The sequence below is a fragment of the Sporomusa acidovorans genome (assembly GCF_900101845.1).
Taxonomy (GTDB): Bacteria; Bacillota; Negativicutes; order Sporomusales; family Sporomusaceae; genus Sporomusa; species Sporomusa acidovorans.
Genome location: NZ_FNAM01000022.1, coordinates 74,441 through 94,128 on the forward strand (window position 1 = coordinate 74,441; position 19,688 = coordinate 94,128).

Genomic DNA, 19,688 nt, shown 5'->3' on the forward strand with positions numbered 1-19,688 from the left:
GATTGTTGGTTTCAGTAGCGAGTTCCGAGAGGATAGACAAGCCCATCCCCATTGAGCTTTCAGAGTGGGAAGCCAACCTTGCCTGTGTTCAAACTGCGGTTTGCATAAGGTCAATGCAATCATCTGTATCGCGGAGATGATAGTCAAACGTACCAGGTAGTGCGATTGTGGTCTTTTTGCAAATGTAACTCCTGTAATAAAAACAAAAGGAGAGAAAATTAAAATGAATATGGAAAATTTGGCTAATATTAATGAATTCGGTGAAGTGTATGGACGGTTTTGTAAAACAATAGAGGACTTTGACTTGCTAAATGACATTAAAGAGATAGTATTTCTTTTTTCGGGCGGAAAAGACGCCACTTTTGGTTTCTATTTCATGAATAAATACATCAGAGAAAATATGCCAAATATAAAATTACATGCATTAATGGTTACGTACCCAACTCATGTATATTATAAAAAAGACAAAAAAAAGTACGATTCTTTTCAACGGGTTATAAATTTTTGGAATAATATAGGGGTGTCATTTGAAATATTTGATTCGGACAAAGAGGACCTTAATAAAGAATCTACTGATGGTTGCAAAACCTGTAAGTCAATCAGAAAAAAGATTATTGATAATTATTTAAGCAATATTACCGACAAAAAAAATACGGCTATTGTTACAGGCTATACTCTTTATGACGTTTTAGCCTATCTACAAGAATATAGTTTAGTAACTAATTTTAGTCTTAAGATGGATGGCTATGATAAAAGGACTACTGGAAGAGTTATGAATTGTTTGCATAAAATGAATATAAAAGAAAATTTACCAAACGGATTTCGAATTATTCGTCCGTTATTAGTGTTTAAAGAAGATGAAATTAGAAATTATTTGCATAATTTCAATATTCCTTATGTTGACACTCCGTGCGTTGTAGCGCCAACTAAACATAAGCGAGCATATTTTCAATCATTAAACGTTGTGTCTCACATCAATAACTCAAACTATTCCGGGGTGCTCACCTTTTTGAAAAAGAACCACATTGAATTTCCCAATTCATTTGAAGACATCGAATATGACAATTTTTTCACGGATTGTTAAATGGCGATGCAATTGTTCCTGCAAGCTCCCATTATAAAATATTGAAAGAGGTGTTTTTAATGCAAAATGATAGAAAGCTTATAATAAATGCAGCGTTAACCGGATTAGTTCCTCAAAAGGCAGATACACCATATGTACCTATTACGATTGATGAAATAGTAAAAGATGGAATATTATGTTATAAAGCCGGAGCAAGTATGTTGCATATTCATGCTAGACATGAAAACGGTAAGCCAGCCTATGAAAAAGAAATATATAAAGAAATTTTATCTGGAATTCGAGAAGCCTGTCCAAATGTAGTTATTGCAGTTACTACTTCTTATAGAGTGCACAAAGATTTTGATTGCAGAACCGAGGTTCTTTCCCTTGAAGGTTCTGCAAAACCTGATATGGCTAGTTTAACATTAGGTTCTTTAAACTTCAGAAATTCTGTTTCAATTACTGAACCTGCTGAGATTCAGAGATTAATTTCTATTATGAAAGAAAGGGATATAAAGCCTGAAATTGAGTTGTTTGATTCTGGAATGGTTAACTATTTAAGTTATCTTATAAGAAAAAAAATATTAGAATTTCCAATATACGCAAATTTTATATTGGGGAATATTGCAACAGCTCAAGCTTCAGTTTCCGATGTAGCTTACCTTGTTAATATGTTACCAGAAGGAGTGATATGGGGGGGTGCAGGAATAGGCGTTAATCAACTTATGGCTAATGCAAGTGCTATTATAATGGGCGGACACGTCAGAGTTGGACTTGAAGATAATTTATATTATGACATGGCAAAAACAGAGCTTGCTACTAACGAACAATTGGTTAAAAGAGTTGTAGAGATAGCCAAGTTGTTTCAAAGAGAAATAGCTGACCCTTTATATGTCAGGAATTTGTTAGGCCTTAATTCAAACATATCCTAAGATGCTGTGGAATAACGAATTAAAAATTTAAACTAATTTCCTTTATTTGGTTATTTAGTGCGGAATATTATACACAGGGATCCGTAGGCTAAGCACACAATGCCTTACCGGTAGCGGCAGGTTTTTGTGTGCTTGCCTCCGAACCGTACGTGCACTTCTCGACACATACGGTTTCTCTGCTTTTAAATCTTCCAAATTCGGTCTGTTCCAACAGGAATAGCGCACTCACTTCCGCGTGATTTGTAGTTGCCTGTAGCTCAACAATGTAGTTTTACAACAAAATAAGCTCAAAGACAACTGGTTTGTGCCGTTTTGAGTTTTGAGTCAAGCGAAAGGACTGGTTTAAGGATGAAAATGCAGGATAGAGAAATAAAGTCAGAATGCCATTGGGATAATGGTACATATATTATAAAAATTTTGCAAACGGATGCTGTTAATTTGTCTGGAAACGATGAGAATCCATTTGAAATACGAAAATATGGAATAACTGCAATATTTGACGATGAACTTGTATTAAAGGATATCACCGTCGACTATCTGCAAGGAAGCAAAAAAGAATTATGTGCTCCTGTAAAGGAAACGATAAAGCAACTTATTGGGGCGCAAGTAGGTAAGGGTTTTGGGAAAAAAGTCAAGGAATTGTCGGGCGATAAATTCTGTATGCATTTTGAAGTATTGCTACCGCAAATAGCATCATTAGCATTTCGAGCAAAATTTTTTCGAATGGCTCATACTGATGGAAGAGATTCGTTTTCAAAAGCTTATGGGAAAGTTTTTAATGGGAAATGTCTAGGACATAGCATAAAGGAAATCGTTACATAATGGCATCTTTTATTCACATGACAACTTGGGCTTAAGAGGGATGTATGTTTTGTCATACAAGGAAGGGAGAGTAGTCATGTATATTGGTCAAAGCAAAATATTAGAAAACAAAATTATTATTTATTTTAAATGCCAGACTTGTGATAGTCCTGAACAATTGATATCTAGTGAATTATTTGCCCGAGTTCTAAAAATGGCTGTTCAAGAACTGGCAGAAAAAAACTCGATGTTGTTGGATATATTTGAAAATAGAAACAATATTAACGATGAGGATATTCAGAAGTTAATAGATACGCTTTTATATGCTTACAGGATGCCAGTCAATCTTATTACACAAGTAGTCAAAGGATTGGAACAATTTCTCAAAAATCCGGTCCTATTAAGTGATTTTATCCAATATTTGCACGATTATTGGCGTAAATTTGAAAGAATTATTATTATTTGTCGTTCTTCAGAAGAGGACAAGCTGGAGGAACGACCGTACATGACTTTTCAGGAAACCGTTGAGAAGCTTAAATATTTGATAAGCAAAATTTACTGCAACTTACAAATTAATATTGCTCATCAAAGCGTTCATCAAGTAGCAACTGGCGGGGAATTAGCAGCCATTGTCACAGAGAAAACCTTTCCCTTTAAAGGGGCTGCATATAATAAGCTCAACGAGATTCCGGTTATTCGTCAAATTTGCATATATCCGCCCATTATTTTAAATTCACCAACGACTAAACGGACAGGAAATTTTGAGCAGATTGCCCAAAATCCTATAGAAATTGTTGATATTGACCCTGAAGAATGGCTGTGTTATCCCGCCAAAGTGGGAAACCTGGTTATAAATATATATTTTCACCAACGTTTTTTCACACTCGGTCTTTCGTTATGTAATCTTTTTGAACTAGCAAAGGACCATGATTTAAATAAATGTCCGGATGCCATTTACTTATTTGGTATTCCCGGTGCTGCAATAGACGGTTTAGCAAAGCTGCCGATTGTTTTCTACGACGATGAGGAAAATAATATGATTGTCGGAGCAGTTCCCAATTATGATGAATTTGGGTACTTTGGCTATTTAAAAAAGATGGTCTTAACATTGCATAATATTTGTATTATGAAAATCGGCGACATGCCTTTCCATGGGGCGATGGCCAGAATCGTATTAAAAGGCAATAAGGCCGCCAATGTACTGCTTATGGGCGACGGTGGAGCAGGTAAGTCAGAAATGCTGGCTGCTTTTCAAGTGCTAGCTGGCGAATACATTCAAGACATTAATATAATTGCAGATGATATGGGGTCTTTATCGATTAATGAACACGGCGAAGTCATTGCCTATGGAACTGAAATTGGTGGTTTTGTAAGGCTTGATGCTTTGAATCCAGACTATGTCTTTAGTCAGATTGACAAGGCCATCATTATGAATGTCAATAAAAAGAATGCAAGAATTGTTTTGCCGCTTACCAATTTAGATTATGTAACTAAAGGGTATAAAGTGGATTGTATATTGTATTGCAACAACTATGAAGAAGTTACTGAAAAACAGCCTGTTATTGAACGCTTTGCTTCCCTTGCTGAGGCCATCAATACGTTTCGTCAAGGTGCTGTTATGAGTGTCGGTGTTTCCAGTTCAACAGGATTAGTGCATAGTTATTTCGCGAATGTCTTTGGTCCTGCTCAATATCGCCAACTTCATGAACCAATTGCTGAAAAATTTTTCAATAGATTCTTTGCCAATAAGCTTTTTGTGGGACACATGAGGACACGATTAAGTATAAAGGGCTGGGAAAGAAAAGGTCCGGAAGAAGCGGCGAAAGAGTTGTTTAAAATAATACAAAACAGTGATTGGTAATTTGGGATACGAGCATGATTTTTTTGCATGAAGCGGCGGGTGCTTCAAGATGGGTGATGTTCGGTTTCTCAGCTGGGAGAAGGTGGTTTGAAAGAACGCCGTACAGATATAAAGGAGATGGTGAAACATGTTCAGAAGAATGACCGGCATGATTATAGTTCTGGTTGCAGCCATAATCGTTCTCGCCGGTTGTGGGCATAGTGGCGTCCCAACGCAGGCTACGACGGCAATGAGCAAGGTGACCGATATAGTCGGACGGGAAGTGAATGTCCCTGTTGCAGCCAACAGAATTGTGGCTGTCGGTCCTGGAGTTCTGAGGCTGGTCTGTTATGATCAGGCAGCGGATAAAGTGGTGGGTGTGGAAAGCGTTGAGAAACAATGGCCTGAGGCTATCAGGCCGTATATCCTGGCTTACCCGCAATTAAAGGACCGGCCGGTCATCGGCCAGGGCGGGCCCGAATACGTACCGAACACGGAAAAGCTGGTCGAGGTGAAGCCTGACGTTATCTTTGTCAGCAGTGTCTTGGTGAATGGTTCTCAGGCGGACGAATTACAGTCCAAAACCGGTATCCCGGTGGTGGTTCTGAGCTACTCGCATGGTCGGGTGGGCTACTTTGACGATGACCTGTACCGGTCCCTTCAGTTGATTGGCCAAATTATTGGCAACGAACAGCGGGCCAACAATGTAGTTGCATTTTTGAAAAACTGCCAGCAGGATTTGGATATGCGGACAAAGAATATTCCCGCCGATCAAAAGCCGACAGTTTATGCGGGCGCCCTGAGTATGAAGGGTACTTACGGCATTGAAAGCACGCAGGCTCAATATCCGCCTTTTGTGGCGATCAACGCCAAAAATTTAGCCGATGAGACTGGCACGACGGGAAGTGTAATGATCGACAAAGAAAAACTGCTGATTTGGAACCCCGAAATCATTATTATCGATGAACTCGGGTTAAGCCTGGTGAGGGACGATTACAAGAACAATCCGCAGTTTTACCAGTCCCTGAGAGCCTTTAAAAACGGTCGGATCTATGTCCAAATCCCTTACAATTTCTACGCCACCAACATAGGTGCAGCTTTAGTCGACGCTTATTATGCCGGAAAAGTGATCTATCCCGTCCAATTCAGCGATGTTGATCCTCCTCAAAAGGCGAATGAAATTTACCAGTTTCTTTTAGGCAAGCCGTTGTATCAGCAAATAGCAAACGGTGACGGTGGTTTCAGAAAATTGAACCTTGAGGAATCGTCGCCAAACTAGCAATTAGAATGGAGGTCGTAAAGATTTGAGTCAGGCGACCACGGAAAATATTCCGGAAAGTTATTTAAAATACACGCGCCGAAAGCTTCTTGTTATCGGGCTGCTCCTTTTGATGACCTTGGCGCTGGGGGTATATGCCGTCAACGCCGGGTCGGCGAACATTACGCCGGCTCAGGTTTTGATGACCTTGTTGGGCCGGGCCGCAGAAAGCACCGATGTAATTATCTGGAACATCAGGCTGCCCCGGTCGCTGGCGGCGGTGGTGGCCGGGATGGGCCTTGCCATGGCCGGCTGCGTGATGCAAACCGTTTTGCGTAATCCCCTGGCCTCGCCGTTCACCCTGGGCATTTCCCAGGGCGCGGCCTGCGGTGCCGCTGTGGCAATTACGCTTGGCGCCGGCAGCACCGGTGCCGTCATAGCCATCAATAACCCTTACCTGGTTACCTTTGCCGCTTTTCTGGGGGCGATGACGGCCACTTTGGTGATCCTTTTCCTGGCCCGTATCAAAGGGGTCACTCCCGAAGGCATGGTCCTGAGCGGCGTGGCCATGGGCTCGCTCTTTTCGGCCGTGCTCGTCGTATTGCAGTATGTAGCCAGCGATGTGCAACTGGCCGCCATTGTTTCCTGGACCTTCGGCGACGTTGGCCGGGCTTCGTGGTCCAATCTGAAAATCATGGCCGCGCTGACAGTCATTGCGTTTGTTTATTTCCTGGCCAACCGGTGGAATTATAATGCTTTGACCAGTGGCGATGAAACAGCCAAAGGACTGGGCGTTGACGTGGACAAGATCAGGCTGACCGGCATGTTTTTGGCCTCCCTGGTCACAGCCGTGGCCGTTTCCTTTCTGGGTATCATCGCTTTTATCGGCCTGGTCGGTCCGCATATAATGAGACGAATAGTGGGCGGCGACCACCGCTTTTTGATCCCGGCCGCCGGCCTGGCAGGGGGAGTGCTGCTGCTGGCCTCGGATATCGTGGCCCGGACCCTCGTCGCTCCCGTAGTGCTGCCGGTGGGCGCGATTTCTTCCTTTATGGGGGCGCCTTTGTTTCTTTACCTTCTTGCCAGGGGGTACGGAAGAAGATGATTTTAGTAGTAGATGGGGTGGAATTTAGCTATAACGGCCGGCCGGTTTTAAAAACGGTCAGTTTTACGGTTGCTCGGGGCGAGGTTGTTTCTATTCTGGGCAACAACGGCGCCGGTAAGTCCACTCTGCTCAAATGTATGAACAGAATATTGAATCCCCACAAAGGCGCGGTTCTAATTGAAAGCGACGCCCTTAGCCGGCTTAGTCGACTGGAGATCGCCAGGAGAGTGGGCTACGTGGCGCAAAAGTATGAAAGCAGTCGCTTTACGGTTATGGACGCCGTATTGCTGGGGCGCAAGCCCCACATAAAATGGGAGGCCAAACTCAGGGATATGGAAATTGTCCAGCGTGCCCTGAAAAATCTTGGCTTGACGGAGTATGCTATGCGCTATTTGGACGAATTGAGCGGCGGGGAACTACAAAAGGTAGTTATTGCCCGAGCGTTGGCCCAGGAACCAAGAGTACTTTTGCTTGATGAACCTACCAGTAACCTGGATTTAAAAAATCAACTGGAAGTCCTAAGCACTGTCAGAAAGACAGCACATGAGCAAAATATTGCCGTACTTGTTGTGCTGCACGACCTTAACCTGGCTTTGCGTTTTTCGGATAAATTCCTGCTTTTGCAAGATGGAACCACCTTTGCCTGCGGTGGAGTGGAAGTTATGAGCCCGGAAAATATCGCTAGTGTATACGGAGTTCCGGTGGCAGTAGAAAAATTAGGTGGAGTTCCGGTGGTCATACCTTTTCCTGGTTAAACGGCGCACGTTGGTTCCGGCGTGTGTGATTGTGATAAGGGTGTCAGTTTCTATATCTCTATTATCGGGAAAGGGTGAGACTCACTTAGGGTTGTTGCAATGAATTAAAGGGGGAGAGAAAATATGAGGAAAGCAATGATTCTGACATTAATTCTAGCATGTTTGCTGAGTATTGGCGGCGTAGCCTTGGCGGCAAATTTTACGGATGTGCCTGCCAAACACTGGGCATATGATGCTGTGGGTCAACTGTATAAAGCCGGCTTGATTGACGGTTACGGCGACGGTACTTTTCGCGGGGACAAGCCGTTAACACGTTATGAGTTTGCGTTCGTTACGGCCAGGGCCTTGGAAAACTATCATAAAGCCAATGTTGAGCAAAGAGCGTTGTTGGATAAACTGTCGGTTGAATTTGCCACAGAGCTGAACAACATCGGCGTCCGGTTGACCAAACTGGAGAAAAACCAACCGAACATCAAGTTTACCGGGAGTTTGCGGGTACGATATAATATAACCGACTATACGGCTCCGTCTACAAAAACCAGTGATGTTTACGGTCAATATAATTTACGTCTTGAAGCGGCGGCCAAAGTGGACGATAATACGACCTTCAACGCCCGGTTTATGTCCAAAGTACCGGACAAAAAAAATCTTAATTTTAATATCTGGCAAAAATTTGGCGAAGCCGGTCAAAGTACGGAAACCGGTACCAGCACGTATGGCAATGCTGCTATTGACCGCGCCTATTTTCAAACTAAAATTGGCACAGTCAATGCGGCTGTCGGCCGCCAGCCGTTAAAAGTCGACGATCTGAATTTCCTGTTTGCGGGTGAGATATTCAACTATGACGGTGTTAAGGCCAATTTCAAGATTGACAATCTAAAAGTTGCGCTTACATATGGCCGGTTTATCAAAGGAGCAAACTATCTCGATGCCAGGAAAAATGACATTACTCAATTCAACAATCTTTTTGGCGATCTTGATGTGAGAGGTGCGGATGTCCGTTCCAACCTGGGCAAGTTAAAGTGGGCTCTCAGCTATTATAATTTTAAAAATCCCGAACGTAATCTGGATGCTTTGAAGTGGAGCATTGCCAACCTTGAGTATGATTTTGACAACAGGTTCAGCCTGACAGGCCAGCTTTCTCATAATGCAGGTGTTAACTTCGGTACTGCCGGCGGCGGACGGAACATGTATGTACTGAAAGCAAAATACGGCAATCAGACCTTGGGTAAGAAAGGCGACAACAATATTGTTGTCCAGTATGTAAACGCCCAAGCTAATTCGGTCTTTAACCGTTTGACCAACCTTCCTGCTAATAGCGGTATGCTTTTGCCGGATGTAGTTGACTACAAGGAGTATATTTATCAGTACAATTACGCTTTTAGCAAAAACTTTACCTCTACGCTGGAATATGCCAAAGTCCAGGCTGCTAGCAACAAAGATAACAACGATAAGAACCAGTTCAGGTTTATTACCAGCGTGTTCTTTTAAGGGATAGGTGAAGGTATGGACCAGTTGTGTGTAATTGGTACGTAAGGGTGAATCATAGCCCAATAAAAAAGTATAAGCCGCTAATCCTTTGTTTTATAAGGGGGTTAGCGGCTTTATATGTTGCTTTTTCATGTGAGAGTTTGATAAAAAATCAATATGGGTCGATGGTTGCCCTTATTCGTCCATATCAATTACGGCGACGATAGCCGTAATTTCTACCACCCCCGCGTGTACTCTTCGTTGCACGACAAACACGCGATCTTCCCGTTCTTTAAGCGGGCGCGAGGCTCCATTACCTCTTCGCCACAGAAGTCGCAGGTTACCGACTTGAATATTCTTGCCGGGTGCGGTAAAGGCATTTCTACCAAATCTACTTTAAATAAGCTGTCGGTCGCTTTTGCTAGGAGTTGTTGACTTATCGCCTGCTGCATTGCTTGGAATTCCCTGATCTGCTCGTCGGAGGCTTGGCCGCTGAAAACAGCGGCCCGTAAATTTTCCTGGTGGGTAAATACATTTGCCTTCAGGGCTACCCGTACTGCTTTATCTTGCTTGCGGCTGGCAATGGTATAGACTTGTTTGCCATAATCCTTATAAATAAGATTGCCTTTCCCAATAGTACAGCCGAGTAATGACTGTACAGCGTCGACACCGCAGGCATCGGTCTCGACAATGGCGATTAATTCTTCATCTTCGGCGCGCTCTGCCTGCAGCTTTTCCATGGCTGCCTTGGCCGCCCTGTAGCCGATAGCCAGGCCGGGACAAAAATGTCCGTGAAAATCAATGGCCTTTTGTAAATCTTGCGGATAGTTCTGATCCATATGAATAAATACCTCCCTAAGATTATTCTTTATCGCCAACAATAGCCTACTTAGAACAGCTTCTGGATCACTCGGGTATTTCCACGGTTCTTCCAAGATAATAAAAAATGAAACGCCAAAAGAGCTTGTCTCCTTCAGGTTTCATACCAGGTAATTGTATCAAGTATAATGTTTTTAAAATTTACGGTATCAAGGCGGCGGAAATCTTCAAAATTTCCATTACTAGTAATAATATAGCTTTTTAGGATTTTTTTGTCAATTATTAATCCAATATATTGCAGAAAAATTACGGATATGCTGAAATAATTTTCACTATCGCCGATCATACGGGCAATCATGGCTTTCCTCCCCCTTTTGTCCATTACTTTCGCGGTCCTGGCTATCTGCGCATGAGTTTACTGTTCGATACTTTAATATGGAAGGATGATAAAGGTTATATTCCTGCGTTAGCGGAAAGCTGGGAATATAATCAAGAGGAAAACTCTTACCTCTTTCATTTCCCCAAAAGGGCCACCTGGCATGATGGTCAATGATCAAAGAGAAAAAAATCACAAAATATATATTTACAAAAATTCCTGAAAATGCTAAGATTTGACATAGAAAGCGAATTTTGAAAATTTGCAGATGTGACTGATGTCACGTTACCGGTTAAAACATAAGCCTAACAGCATAGACGACAAAAATCTGGTATGAGGCCATTAGAGCAAAAGAATGCTCAGGTTTCATACTTTTTTTGTCCAAAAATGTTGTTAGCAAACTATTTTGCGGGAGGGTACAATGAACAAACAGCAATGGGACAAGTGTGTGGAATTTCACGGGCACGAGTGTCCGGGTCTGGCTATTGGCTTCAAAGCCTGTGAAGCGGTTAGGGAAAAACTGGGGATTACATTGTTTGAAGAATATAGCCAAGGCTGGTGACTTATGAATATTGAATATTTTACTGCAGCATGGAAAAAAGATCTGTCTGAATTACAAGAAACCCAACAATTCTGGAATATGCGGGCCGATGATTTTAATAGCCAGCATGGCAGCAATCAAGGCGGCAAACGGCGGCAGCAGGTTGTTGAGTTCTTAGCAAGCCGGGATATGCTGCCTGCTAATGCGGAAGTTCTTGATATTGGCTGCGGTCCGGGCAGATATTCTATTGAATTTGCCCACAGAGCCCAGCGGGTAACAGGAATTGACATTTCGCCCAAAATGCTCGAATATGCCGGCGAGAATGCCCGGCGGCACAAGCTGGATAACATATTGTTCAAACTGTCACCATGGGAAACTCTCAATCTGGAGGAGTTCGGCTGGCAGGAAAAGTATGACCTGGTTTTTGCTTCCATGTGCCCGGGCATCAGCAGTGCCGACAGTTTGCTGAAAATGTGCCAGGCCAGCAAAAGTGCCTGCTTTCTCAGCGGTTTTGTCGAGCGTCAGGATGACCTGCGGGACAAGCTGCATCAGGAGGTATATGGCAAAGAGCCTGACCATCGCTGGGGCAGAAATATCTATTATGCCGTTAATGTACTGTGGCTGTCAGGCTATTATCCGGAAATAACGTATCAAGATAGTGAGTTTGATCATGTCTGGCCGCTGGATAAAGCCATCGAACTGTACCGCCATCAATTAAAGCGCATGACAAAATCAAGCCAGGTAACTGGTGATGTTGATGAAAAAATTGCCGGGTTTCTGGGCCGTGTCGCGGTTGATGGGATTGTTTCCGAAAAAGTACAGTCCAAAATTGCCTGGTTATGCTGGAAAGTATAAGTTCTGAAATTGGTAATGGGGCTGAGAGAATGAGTAAAAAAGGGAAGTCGCTGTTACTGTCAATGGTGATGCTGCTGCAGGTTTCTCCATTAGTCTACGCAGATGAAACCACGCCTGATTTTGCTTTGGAAACCATTGTGGTTACAGACAGTAAAATTGTTGGTGAAGGCGAGACAACCAAAGTAACCTCACTTAATGTCAAAGATAAAATTGATGCCGGACAAATCAATAGTGTTACCGACCTGTTACAAGATGTTGCCGGCATAGTCGTTTCTACAAACCCGCAATCAGGAACAACGGTTACTATGCGCGGGATGACCAATGAACGGCTGGTAGTGGCGATTAACGGAAATATCATTGAAAACCAGGGGGGCCTATACCGGGGACGGGCCTTGGAATGGGATTCGCTGCCAGTCAGTAATGTCAAAAAAATAGAAATCATCCGTGGCGCCAGCTCGGCTCAATATGGCGGAACCTGGGGCGGGGTTATCAATATTGTGACAACCGATACGCCGGGAGAAAACAAAACCTATCTCAAATCCAGCGTGGGCAGTTATGGTGACAGAAAATATTCGATAAGCAATCAGGGAACCAGTAAGGATGGGAAAATATCGTGGTCGGTCAGTGCGGATAAAAAAGAAAGTGACGGTTTTTACCGGAATAATTTTAAAAACAGCCATGATACAAATTTTAATGTAATTTACCATTTTACTGATAAAAAAAAGTTATCTGTCGCGGTAACCGACAGCTACCGCAAAGAGGGAATTATCGTAGGGAATAATCAAAATGCCAATAATGAAAATGGCTGGGATTCTGATTATCCGATTGTTCCGGCACAACCAAATACCACCGTAAACAGTCAATATTTAGATGGCAGTTATCGTAAATTTAATACGCAGAATTATTCCTTGAATTATGCTGATGACAACTGGAAATTGGCTTTATATAAGAATAAGCAGGAAAGGAATGATTGGCTGCGGTATTCAACATCAACTGATACGGCGGAGTTAACAACCGATAACAGTGGCTACAACTGGCAGCAAAGCCGGCAGTTGGGCAATCATATGTTAACAACCGGTTTTGATTATCGAAAACTAAAATTTAAGGTAAATACCAGCAGTCCAAGTTCTTTGGAAGCGGAAATCAACGGTTACTTTGTTCAGGATAACTGGCAGCTAAATAAAAAAATACTGCTGGGATTGGGTTTGCGTTATGATCAGTATCAGTCAAATAATCTGCTGACTTCCAAAGAATATTCGGATACATCGCAATTAAGTCCTAAACTAAATCTGACCTATCAAATTACTTCCAAGGAAGCCGTATATGCCAGCGCCAGTAGGGTATTCAGACCGCCAACCGTATCTGACTATGTAAGGTGGCAAATGAATTACACACCAAGCAAGATAAGCAATTCTAATTATACAAAGTATATAACCTATAATAGCTTGAGCTGGACACTGGCAGATTGGCAAAAGACGATCGGAGAATTGGATACGGAAAATGGTATGGCTTATGAATTAGGGTGGAAAAAACAATTTAATGATAAATTTGGTGCGAAAGTTACAGGCTTTTTCAATGATATTGATAATTATGTAACTACTTACATGAGCTCCGGCATCACTTCAGGTCCCCCTACTTACAATATTGATAATGCTAAAATCAAAGGCGTGGAAATAGCTACCGACTATCAGTTTTCAAAAACGCTGGGAATGGTATTTAACTACACGAATCAACATTCCCGCAAAAGTGGCGATCCGTTAGACCCTGCAGGCACCGAAGTTACCACACTGCCGAGAGAAACCCTGAATCTGGGATTGCGCTATAATAATCATCAGGGCTTCCGGGCTTCACTGGATGGACAGAGAATCAAAACAGTAGATACAGCAGATACGGCAGGTTATACCTTGGTTAACTTAGGGATGTCGTATACCACCAAGAATGAGCAGACAATTGCCCTGGCAGTCAACAACCTGTTTGATGTTGATTATGAGCAAACAGCAGGTATCCCGATGATGGGCAGAAACTACAGCCTGTCCTATCAAATTGGCTTCTAAAAAATATAAAAAAGGAGTTGTTACCATGTGTAAGGAAAATTTTCAGTGTACTCCTGGTCCTGTCGTGTCTCTTATGGTCTGCCAACGTAGCCTGGGCCGGTCAGCCTGCGGACAAAGGCTATCTTTTCTGGAATGCCGTAACTAAAAAGCTGAGTCAGGACGCCTGGAAACTGATGGGGACTAAGCCTGACAATATGATTGTGCTGACAAATGGAAGTTATGTAAAGTTTGGACAATATTCTCCCCAAGCAGCCTTAGATGGCTTGAGCAAAGAAACCGGCTGTACAACAGGTAAGGGAACTTTGTTAGAAGTTCATGCCGCCCGTACGAGTCCGCTTTGGTTTGTCTTGTATGATAAGGACTCAGGTAAAGCCGTATATGGTGTTGTCAATAAAGAAAAGGCAATGGAATTACTGGATAAAGGGGTAACAGATCTAAAAGGCGTAACCTCCCCGGAATTGTTTAGCAAAATAGTCTGTGAGAACATTAAAGCCGACTATTTGTTTGCCCATGCGCAGGCTTGGGATAATAAGATCAAGGAAAAGGTGTTTGACGGTAATGAATTTAGAATTGTAACCATTGTCAATGCCGCAGCCAAAGGCGCACCGGCCGATTTTATGAAAGGCGTGCTTTACCATGACCATTTTTGCCCGGGGGTTACCAGTGGCTATCTGCTGGCAAACTTTTTAGAGAGAGAAATGCCGCTGCGCTCGGCCAGCGATTCTTATTTTATTATTTCTTCTCCTGTCTGGTGTAAGGAAGACGCATTGCAAACACTCCTGAATACTACGCCGGGTAAATCCGGCATGGCGGTTTTGCCGATGGATAACCAAGCTAAAGGAAAATTGCTGCCGGAAGCCAAGAATTTGGCTGGAATCTATTTCCGCACTGACGGAAAGACCAAAAAGAGTGAGGCTTTGGTTTTGACTTTCGATTTTGCTAAAGGGGCTGCTTTAAGCGGTTTAGATAAACAACAGAATCTGCCTGAGTGGGAGAAAAAAGTAAAAACAGTTTTGTGGGAACTCGATAACCTAGACAAACCCGAACTGTTTATTACTGTGTTGAAACGCTTTGAATTGAAAGAGGGGGAAACTCCCATGAGTTATGTTCAACCTGGGGTAAATCCGTTAGAACGGCTTGGATTAGTGAAATAATCAAGAAGTATTTGTAAAGTGGAAAATTTGAGTGACTTTGCTTTATTAACAGAACGTTGTGCTGCTGGGACCTGGCTGGAATGTTACACTGCAAAATTTATCACTGCAAGCCATTGCAACTTATGCAATGGCTTGCAGTGATTTTTTTCTAAGCAAAAATTACAACCTTTTGTGGAATATTGAGCAAAGCTTGTTAGCGGAGTAATTGCCTATATATTTATCCAAAGTTCTTTGTGGCACATTTTTTGCTACTAAGTAGAATGAATGATTGCCATTTTATAGGAGGGGTATTATGAAATTCTAAACAAAAATATCTCAATTTTCTAATAATAAAGGAGGGGACAAAATGAATTTGTTTCGTAAAAAAAATATTGCGGAACTGATCCGGGGGACAGAAGGAAATAGTTTGAAAAAGACTCTGGGAGCGATGGATCTGGTTTTATTGGGAATCGGCTGTATTATTGGCACCGGAATTTTTGTGCTTACCGGTGTCGCGGCTGCAAAATACGCAGGTCCGGGAATTATGCTGTCCTTTGTTTTATCAGGTCTTGCCTGTGCTTTCGCTGCTTTAGCCTATGCCGAGCTGGCATCCATGGTGCCGGTAACAGGCAGCGCCTATACGTTCGCTTATGTCGCCATTGGTGAAGTGGTTGCTTTTGCCGTAGGCTGGGCGTTGATTTGCGAATATACGATCGGGTCGGCGGCGATAGCGGCCGGCTGGTCGGGCTATATGGTCGGTTTACTTAAATCAGCGGGCATTGCATTACCCACCGCCTGGACGGCTGTTCCTGCTGACGGGGGTATTTTAAATGTCCCTTCAGTTGTAATTATTGCTTTCCTTACTTATTTATTGATACTAGGTACCAGAGAAAGTGCGTCGCTGAATAAAATACTTGTATTTATAAAATTAGGGTGTATTGGCTTTTTCCTGCTTGTGGCTACTCCCCATATTAATCCGGTAAACTGGCAGCCGTTCCTTCCTTATGGCCTGGGCGGTGTGGCTGCCGGGGCCGCAATTGTGTTTTTTGCCTATATCGGGTTTGATACGGTGTCTACTGCCGTAGAAGAATGTAAAAATCCCAACAGGGATATTCCCATCGGTATAGTTGGTTCGCTTGTTGTCGCGACAATACTTTATATTGCTGTTGCGGCAGTGCTGACAGGTGTTGTGCCGTACTCAACTTTGAATAACAGTGAGCCGGTAGCCTTCGCACTGCGTGCTATCGGTATGAATTTTGGCAGTGCGCTTGTGGCGTTGGGCGCCATTTGCGGCATTACCACTGTGCTTTTGGTGTTTATGTACGGTCAGACCCGCATATTTCTGGCGATGGCGCGTGATGGCATGATTCCGCAAAGTCTGGTCAAGATCCACCCTAAATATGGCACCCCGCATATTATTACAATGATTGCCGGCTGTGTTGTGGCTACCTTAAGCGGCTTATTGCCTATCAACATCATTGCTGAGTTATGCAATATGGGAACACTGTTTGCTTTTGTTATAGTCTCAATAGGTGTATGGGTGCTGCGCAGCACCCAGCCCGACCTGCCTAGACCGTTCCGCTGCCCTGCCGTCAAGGTGATTGTGCCGTTTGCCGTGTTGTTATGCAGTTACCTGATTACCAATTTACCGGTGGAAACATTAGCCTTTTTCGGGTGTTGGTGCGTAATCGGGATGGTGGTATATTTTACCTACAGCCGTAAGAACAGCGCCATGGTCTCAAAAAATACGAATATTTCGCAGAAAGGATAAAGTGAGGTGATGTAATGATAAAAAAGTTTGATGAAATTATCAAGTCAGCTGCAGCGAAAGGCCCTAAAACTATTGCCGTAGCCGCAGCTCACGATGCGGAAGTAATACTCGCTCTAAACAAGGCAAATATTCTGGGAATCGCTGATGCCATATTAATAGGGAATCGAAGGAAGATTTGCCGGATAGCGGAAGAGTATCAAATTGACATAGGTAAATTTACAATTATCGAAAAAAACGATAATGTTGAAGCCTGCAGGACGGCAGTGCAGCTTGCTGCCAAAGGGCAAGTTCAGGTTTTAATGAAGGGCCTTGTTGATACCGCAACAATTCTCAAAGCGGTACTTGATAAAGAGGCTGGGCTGCGGACAGCAAATGTGCTGTCTCATGTTGCCGTAGCAGATATCGATGGCTATGACCGGTTGTTCTATATTACTGATGGCGCAATGAACATTGCACCGAATGTAGCTATGAAAAAACAAATTATTGAAAATGCCGTACAAATCGCCAATGCGTTAGGCAACGATAGCCCCAAGGCAGCTTGTATTTGTGCGCTAGAAAAGGTGAATCCCAAAATGCAGGCAACCCTTGATGCTGCCGAATTAGCGAAGATGAGCCAGACGGGCGAGTTAAAGGGCTGCATGGTCGCCGGGCCGCTTGCACTCGATAATGCCGTTTCATTAGCAGCGGCAACCCATAAAGGAATTACAAACCCGGTAGCAGGTAAAGCCGATATATTAGTAATGCCTTTTATCGAAACAGGCAATACGCTGTATAAATCAATCGTATTTTTTGCCCAAGGCAATATTGCGGGAATTGTTGCCGGTGCAAAAGTTCCTATTGTTTTGACTTCAAGAGCCGACTCGGAGCTAACGAAGTTAAACTCAATTGCCCTAGGGATTTTAATGGCAAGCAAAAATGGAGTGAAGTCATGAAAGATATTTTCAGAATATTAGCAATCAATCCTGGCTCGACATCAACCAAAATTGCAGTATATGACAATGAAACGTTAGTGTTCGAAAAGGTAGTACGGTATTCCCGTGAAGAATTGACGTCTTTTGCCAACATTATTGGACAATATGAGTTTAGAAAAAATGGAATACTGCAGCTTTTACTGGCAAATGGCATCGATATTGCCGGCTTAGATGCCATAGTTGGCAGAGGTGGTCTTTTAAAACCGATTGAAGGCGGCACTTACATAGTCAATGAGAGTATGATTGAAGCTTTATGGTTGGCTGAAAGAGGTGAGCATGCAGCAAATCTGGGCGGAGTTATTGCTAAAGAAATAGCGGATAAACTTGGTATTCCCGCTTACATCGTGGATCCTGTAGTAGTGGATGAACTTGCTGATATTGCGCGATTATCCGGGTTGCCCGGGTATGACAGATTAAGTATATTTCATGCGCTGAATCAGAAAGCGGTAGCCAGGAACATTGCGAAACAATTAGGTAAAACTTATGAAACAGCTAAGCTGATTGTTGCCCACATGGGAGGGGGGATAACCGTAGGCGTGCATCAAAACGGCAAAGTTATTGACGTAAATGACGGTCTTTATGGCGAAGGACCATTTTCACCCGAAAGAACAGGGACGATACCGGTTAGTCATCTGCTTGAGCTTTGTTTCAACGGGAAGTATACTCTTGACGAGGTTAAGAAAAAACTTGTCGGCAAGGGAGGTTTAGTGGCTTATTTAGGTACCAATGACGCCAGAGAGGTTGTAAGGATGATCGAGAATGGCGATGCCAAAGCAAAATTGGTATATGAAGCGATGGCGTATCAGATCGCCAAAGAGATAGCCGCCAATGCAGCCGTGCTCTATGGAAAGGTGGACGCCATCGTCTTAACGGGAGGACTGGCCTATGATAAGATGCTGGTAAAGCTGATTGCCGACCGTGTCAAGTTTATTACAGAAATTCTGGTAGTTCCGGGAGAAGATGAAATGCTTGCGTTAACAAAAGGAGCGTTGCGTGTGCTGCGAGGGGAAGATAATTTTAAAGAATATATATAATGTCATATACCACGCAAATATGTTAAGGAGTGATGATAATGGCAAAACTCGAATTTTCCCAGGAAAGGTGCAAAGGCTGCGAATTGTGTACGGTGGCGTGCCCCAAAAAGCTGATTGTTATGTCGTCAACTTTTAATGGCAAGGGTTACAATTACGCAACCTGCCCCGATGATTCGGAATGTGTGGGCTGCTGTCTTTGCGCAAAGGCATGCCCGGATTTAGTCATTAAGATTTATAAATAAGGGAGTGGTGAATGTGTCGGAAAAAATACTCATGAAAGGCAATGAGGCGATTGCCGAGGCGGCGATTGCCGCAGGCTGCCGCCATTATTTCGGCTATCCAATTACGCCGCAAACAGAGATCACGGAATACATGTCCAGGCGTATGCCGCAATTGGGGGGCGTGTTCTTACAGGCGGAAAGTGAAATTTCGGCCATCAACATGGTCTATGGGGCGGCCGGGGCGGGCGCCAGAGTGATGACCTCTTCGTCCAGCCCGGGAATCAGCCTGAAACAAGAAGGCATTTCCTACATTGCCGGCGCCGAACTCCCCTGCTTTATTGTCAACATTATGCGCGGCGGTCCGGGGCTTGGCGGCATCCAGCCGGCCCAGGGCGATTATTTCCAGGCTACCAAGGGCGGCGGCCATGGCGATTATCACAATATCGTGCTGGCTCCCAATTCCGTTCAGGAAATGGTAGACCTGACCATGACCGGTTTTGCCTTGGCCGATCAATACCGCAATCCTGTTATGCTATTAGGGGACGGGGTTCTCGGTCAAATGATGGAACCCGTTGAAATCAGGGAAAAGAGCGATACGCCTGTGGAAAAACCATGGGCTACGGTAGGAATGCGCGGCCGTGCCAAGCCTAACATCATCAACTCCTTATACCTGAAAGCCAACGAGTTGG

Annotated in this window: 18 protein-coding genes and 1 pseudogene; 17 read left to right on the forward strand and 2 right to left on the reverse strand. The window is 43.5% G+C overall.

Annotated features, from left to right (window positions below):
* Positions 1-223 precede the first annotated feature (223 nt).
* The 8 genes from BLR65_RS15730 to BLR65_RS15765 all read left to right on the forward strand — a co-directional run bounded on the left by BLR65_RS15730 (position 224) and on the right by BLR65_RS15765 (position 9,245).
* Positions 224-1,084 (forward strand): tRNA lysidine(34) synthetase, encoded by an 861-nt coding sequence (locus BLR65_RS15730; RefSeq protein WP_211285100.1) that lies wholly within the window; start codon positions 224-226, stop codon positions 1,082-1,084.
* On the forward strand, positions 1,078-1,995 hold the full coding sequence (locus BLR65_RS15735; protein WP_218130641.1) for a beta-keto acid cleavage family enzyme: 918 nt from the start codon (positions 1,078-1,080) through the stop codon (positions 1,993-1,995). The genes BLR65_RS15730 and BLR65_RS15735 overlap by 7 nt, the downstream gene beginning before the upstream one ends.
* A 348-nt stretch (positions 1,996-2,343) precedes the next feature.
* Positions 2,344-2,817, forward strand: a complete 474-nt coding sequence (locus BLR65_RS15740) for a DUF2889 domain-containing protein (RefSeq protein ID WP_093795140.1) — start codon at positions 2,344-2,346, stop codon at positions 2,815-2,817.
* Positions 2,818-2,893: 76 nt separating this feature from the next.
* Positions 2,894-4,657 carry a hypothetical protein gene (locus BLR65_RS15745; RefSeq protein WP_093795141.1) on the forward strand — a complete coding sequence of 588 codons (1,764 nt, stop codon included), beginning with the start codon at positions 2,894-2,896 and terminating at the stop codon, positions 4,655-4,657.
* A gap of 127 nt (positions 4,658-4,784) precedes the next feature.
* Entirely contained in the window at positions 4,785-5,915 is a 1,131-nt protein-coding gene (locus BLR65_RS15750) for an iron ABC transporter substrate-binding protein (RefSeq protein WP_093795142.1), read from the forward strand.
* Positions 5,916-5,940: 25 nt separating this feature from the next.
* Positions 5,941-6,999: a FecCD family ABC transporter permease gene (locus BLR65_RS15755; RefSeq protein ID WP_211285099.1), complete on the forward strand. Its 1,059-nt coding sequence runs from the start codon at positions 5,941-5,943 to the stop codon at positions 6,997-6,999.
* Positions 6,996-7,754 carry an ABC transporter ATP-binding protein gene (locus BLR65_RS15760; protein ID WP_093795143.1) on the forward strand — a complete coding sequence of 253 codons (759 nt, stop codon included), beginning with the start codon at positions 6,996-6,998 and terminating at the stop codon, positions 7,752-7,754. The genes BLR65_RS15755 and BLR65_RS15760 overlap by 4 nt, the downstream gene beginning before the upstream one ends.
* Positions 7,755-7,877: 123 nt before the next feature.
* Positions 7,878-9,245: an S-layer homology domain-containing protein gene (locus BLR65_RS15765; RefSeq protein ID WP_093795144.1), complete on the forward strand. Its 1,368-nt coding sequence runs from the start codon at positions 7,878-7,880 to the stop codon at positions 9,243-9,245.
* A gap of 215 nt (positions 9,246-9,460) precedes the next feature.
* Here the strand turns inward: BLR65_RS15765 and BLR65_RS15770 are convergent, their stop codons facing one another.
* Together BLR65_RS15770 and BLR65_RS29860 are read right to left on the reverse strand one after the other, a co-directional pair.
* A complete protein-coding gene (locus tag BLR65_RS15770; RefSeq protein WP_093795145.1) occupies positions 9,461-10,063 on the reverse strand; it encodes an FmdE family protein in 603 nt (200 codons plus the stop codon).
* Positions 10,064-10,197: 134 nt separating this feature from the next.
* Positions 10,198-10,401 carry a hypothetical protein gene (locus BLR65_RS29860; protein WP_169716776.1) on the reverse strand — a complete coding sequence of 68 codons (204 nt, stop codon included), beginning with the start codon at positions 10,399-10,401 and terminating at the stop codon, positions 10,198-10,200.
* A 439-nt stretch (positions 10,402-10,840) separates the two neighbouring features.
* On the opposite strand from BLR65_RS29860, the gene BLR65_RS15785 reads away from it, so the two are divergent.
* The 9 genes and pseudogenes from BLR65_RS15785 to BLR65_RS15825 form a co-directional block, all read left to right on the forward strand.
* Positions 10,841-10,981: an FmdE family protein gene (locus tag BLR65_RS15785; RefSeq protein WP_093795147.1), complete on the forward strand. Its 141-nt coding sequence runs from the start codon at positions 10,841-10,843 to the stop codon at positions 10,979-10,981.
* A 3-nt stretch (positions 10,982-10,984) separates the two neighbouring features.
* The gene (locus BLR65_RS15790) at positions 10,985-11,815 is read left to right on the forward strand and encodes a class I SAM-dependent methyltransferase (RefSeq protein ID WP_093795148.1); all 831 of its coding nucleotides are present in this window, start codon (positions 10,985-10,987) and stop codon (positions 11,813-11,815) included.
* A gap of 29 nt (positions 11,816-11,844) precedes the next feature.
* On the forward strand, positions 11,845-13,869 hold the full coding sequence (locus BLR65_RS15795; protein ID WP_169716775.1) for a TonB-dependent receptor: 2,025 nt from the start codon (positions 11,845-11,847) through the stop codon (positions 13,867-13,869).
* A 17-nt stretch (positions 13,870-13,886) separates the two neighbouring features.
* Entirely contained in the window at positions 13,887-15,023 is a 1,137-nt protein-coding gene (locus BLR65_RS15800) for an FmdE family protein (protein WP_093795150.1), read from the forward strand.
* Between the two features lie 346 nt (positions 15,024-15,369).
* Complete coding sequence (locus BLR65_RS15805) at positions 15,370-16,773, forward strand: amino acid permease (protein WP_093795151.1); 1,404 nt, start codon at positions 15,370-15,372, stop codon at positions 16,771-16,773.
* A gap of 14 nt (positions 16,774-16,787) precedes the next feature.
* Entirely contained in the window at positions 16,788-17,705 is a 918-nt protein-coding gene (locus tag BLR65_RS15810; protein WP_093795152.1) for a phosphate butyryltransferase, read from the forward strand.
* Positions 17,702-18,778 (forward strand): butyrate kinase, encoded by a 1,077-nt coding sequence (buk, locus tag BLR65_RS15815; protein WP_093795153.1) that lies wholly within the window; start codon positions 17,702-17,704, stop codon positions 18,776-18,778. The genes BLR65_RS15810 and buk overlap by 4 nt, the downstream gene beginning before the upstream one ends.
* A gap of 38 nt (positions 18,779-18,816) precedes the next feature.
* Positions 18,817-19,020: a 4Fe-4S dicluster domain-containing protein gene (locus BLR65_RS15820; protein ID WP_169716774.1), complete on the forward strand. Its 204-nt coding sequence runs from the start codon at positions 18,817-18,819 to the stop codon at positions 19,018-19,020.
* Positions 19,021-19,033: 13 nt separating this feature from the next.
* A pseudogene (locus tag BLR65_RS15825) lies at positions 19,034-19,688 on the forward strand (3-methyl-2-oxobutanoate dehydrogenase subunit beta); the annotation flags it as partial.

Bases quoted from the DNA above. Each gene is read 5' to 3' on its own strand.
- BLR65_RS15730 (WP_211285100.1), top strand. From the start codon at position 224: ATGAATATGGAAAATTTGGCTAATATTAATGAATTCGGTGAAGTGTAT.
- BLR65_RS15740 (WP_093795140.1), top strand. From the start codon at position 2,344: ATGAAAATGCAGGATAGAGAAATAAAGTCAGAATGCCATTGGGATAAT.
- BLR65_RS15745 (WP_093795141.1), top strand. From the start codon at position 2,894: ATGTATATTGGTCAAAGCAAAATATTAGAAAACAAAATTATTATTTAT.
- BLR65_RS15750 (WP_093795142.1), top strand. From the start codon at position 4,785: ATGTTCAGAAGAATGACCGGCATGATTATAGTTCTGGTTGCAGCCATA.
- BLR65_RS15760 (WP_093795143.1), top strand. From the start codon at position 6,996: ATGATTTTAGTAGTAGATGGGGTGGAATTTAGCTATAACGGCCGGCCG.
- BLR65_RS15765 (WP_093795144.1), top strand. From the start codon at position 7,878: ATGAGGAAAGCAATGATTCTGACATTAATTCTAGCATGTTTGCTGAGT.
- BLR65_RS15770 (WP_093795145.1), bottom strand. From the start codon at position 10,063: ATGGATCAGAACTATCCGCAAGATTTACAAAAGGCCATTGATTTTCAC.
- BLR65_RS29860 (WP_169716776.1), bottom strand. From the start codon at position 10,401: ATGATTGCCCGTATGATCGGCGATAGTGAAAATTATTTCAGCATATCC.
- BLR65_RS15785 (WP_093795147.1), top strand. From the start codon at position 10,841: ATGAACAAACAGCAATGGGACAAGTGTGTGGAATTTCACGGGCACGAG.
- BLR65_RS15790 (WP_093795148.1), top strand. From the start codon at position 10,985: ATGAATATTGAATATTTTACTGCAGCATGGAAAAAAGATCTGTCTGAA.
- BLR65_RS15795 (WP_169716775.1), top strand. From the start codon at position 11,845: ATGAGTAAAAAAGGGAAGTCGCTGTTACTGTCAATGGTGATGCTGCTG.
- BLR65_RS15805 (WP_093795151.1), top strand. From the start codon at position 15,370: ATGAATTTGTTTCGTAAAAAAAATATTGCGGAACTGATCCGGGGGACA.
- BLR65_RS15810 (WP_093795152.1), top strand. From the start codon at position 16,788: ATGATAAAAAAGTTTGATGAAATTATCAAGTCAGCTGCAGCGAAAGGC.
- buk (WP_093795153.1), top strand. From the start codon at position 17,702: ATGAAAGATATTTTCAGAATATTAGCAATCAATCCTGGCTCGACATCA.
- BLR65_RS15820 (WP_169716774.1), top strand. From the start codon at position 18,817: ATGGCAAAACTCGAATTTTCCCAGGAAAGGTGCAAAGGCTGCGAATTG.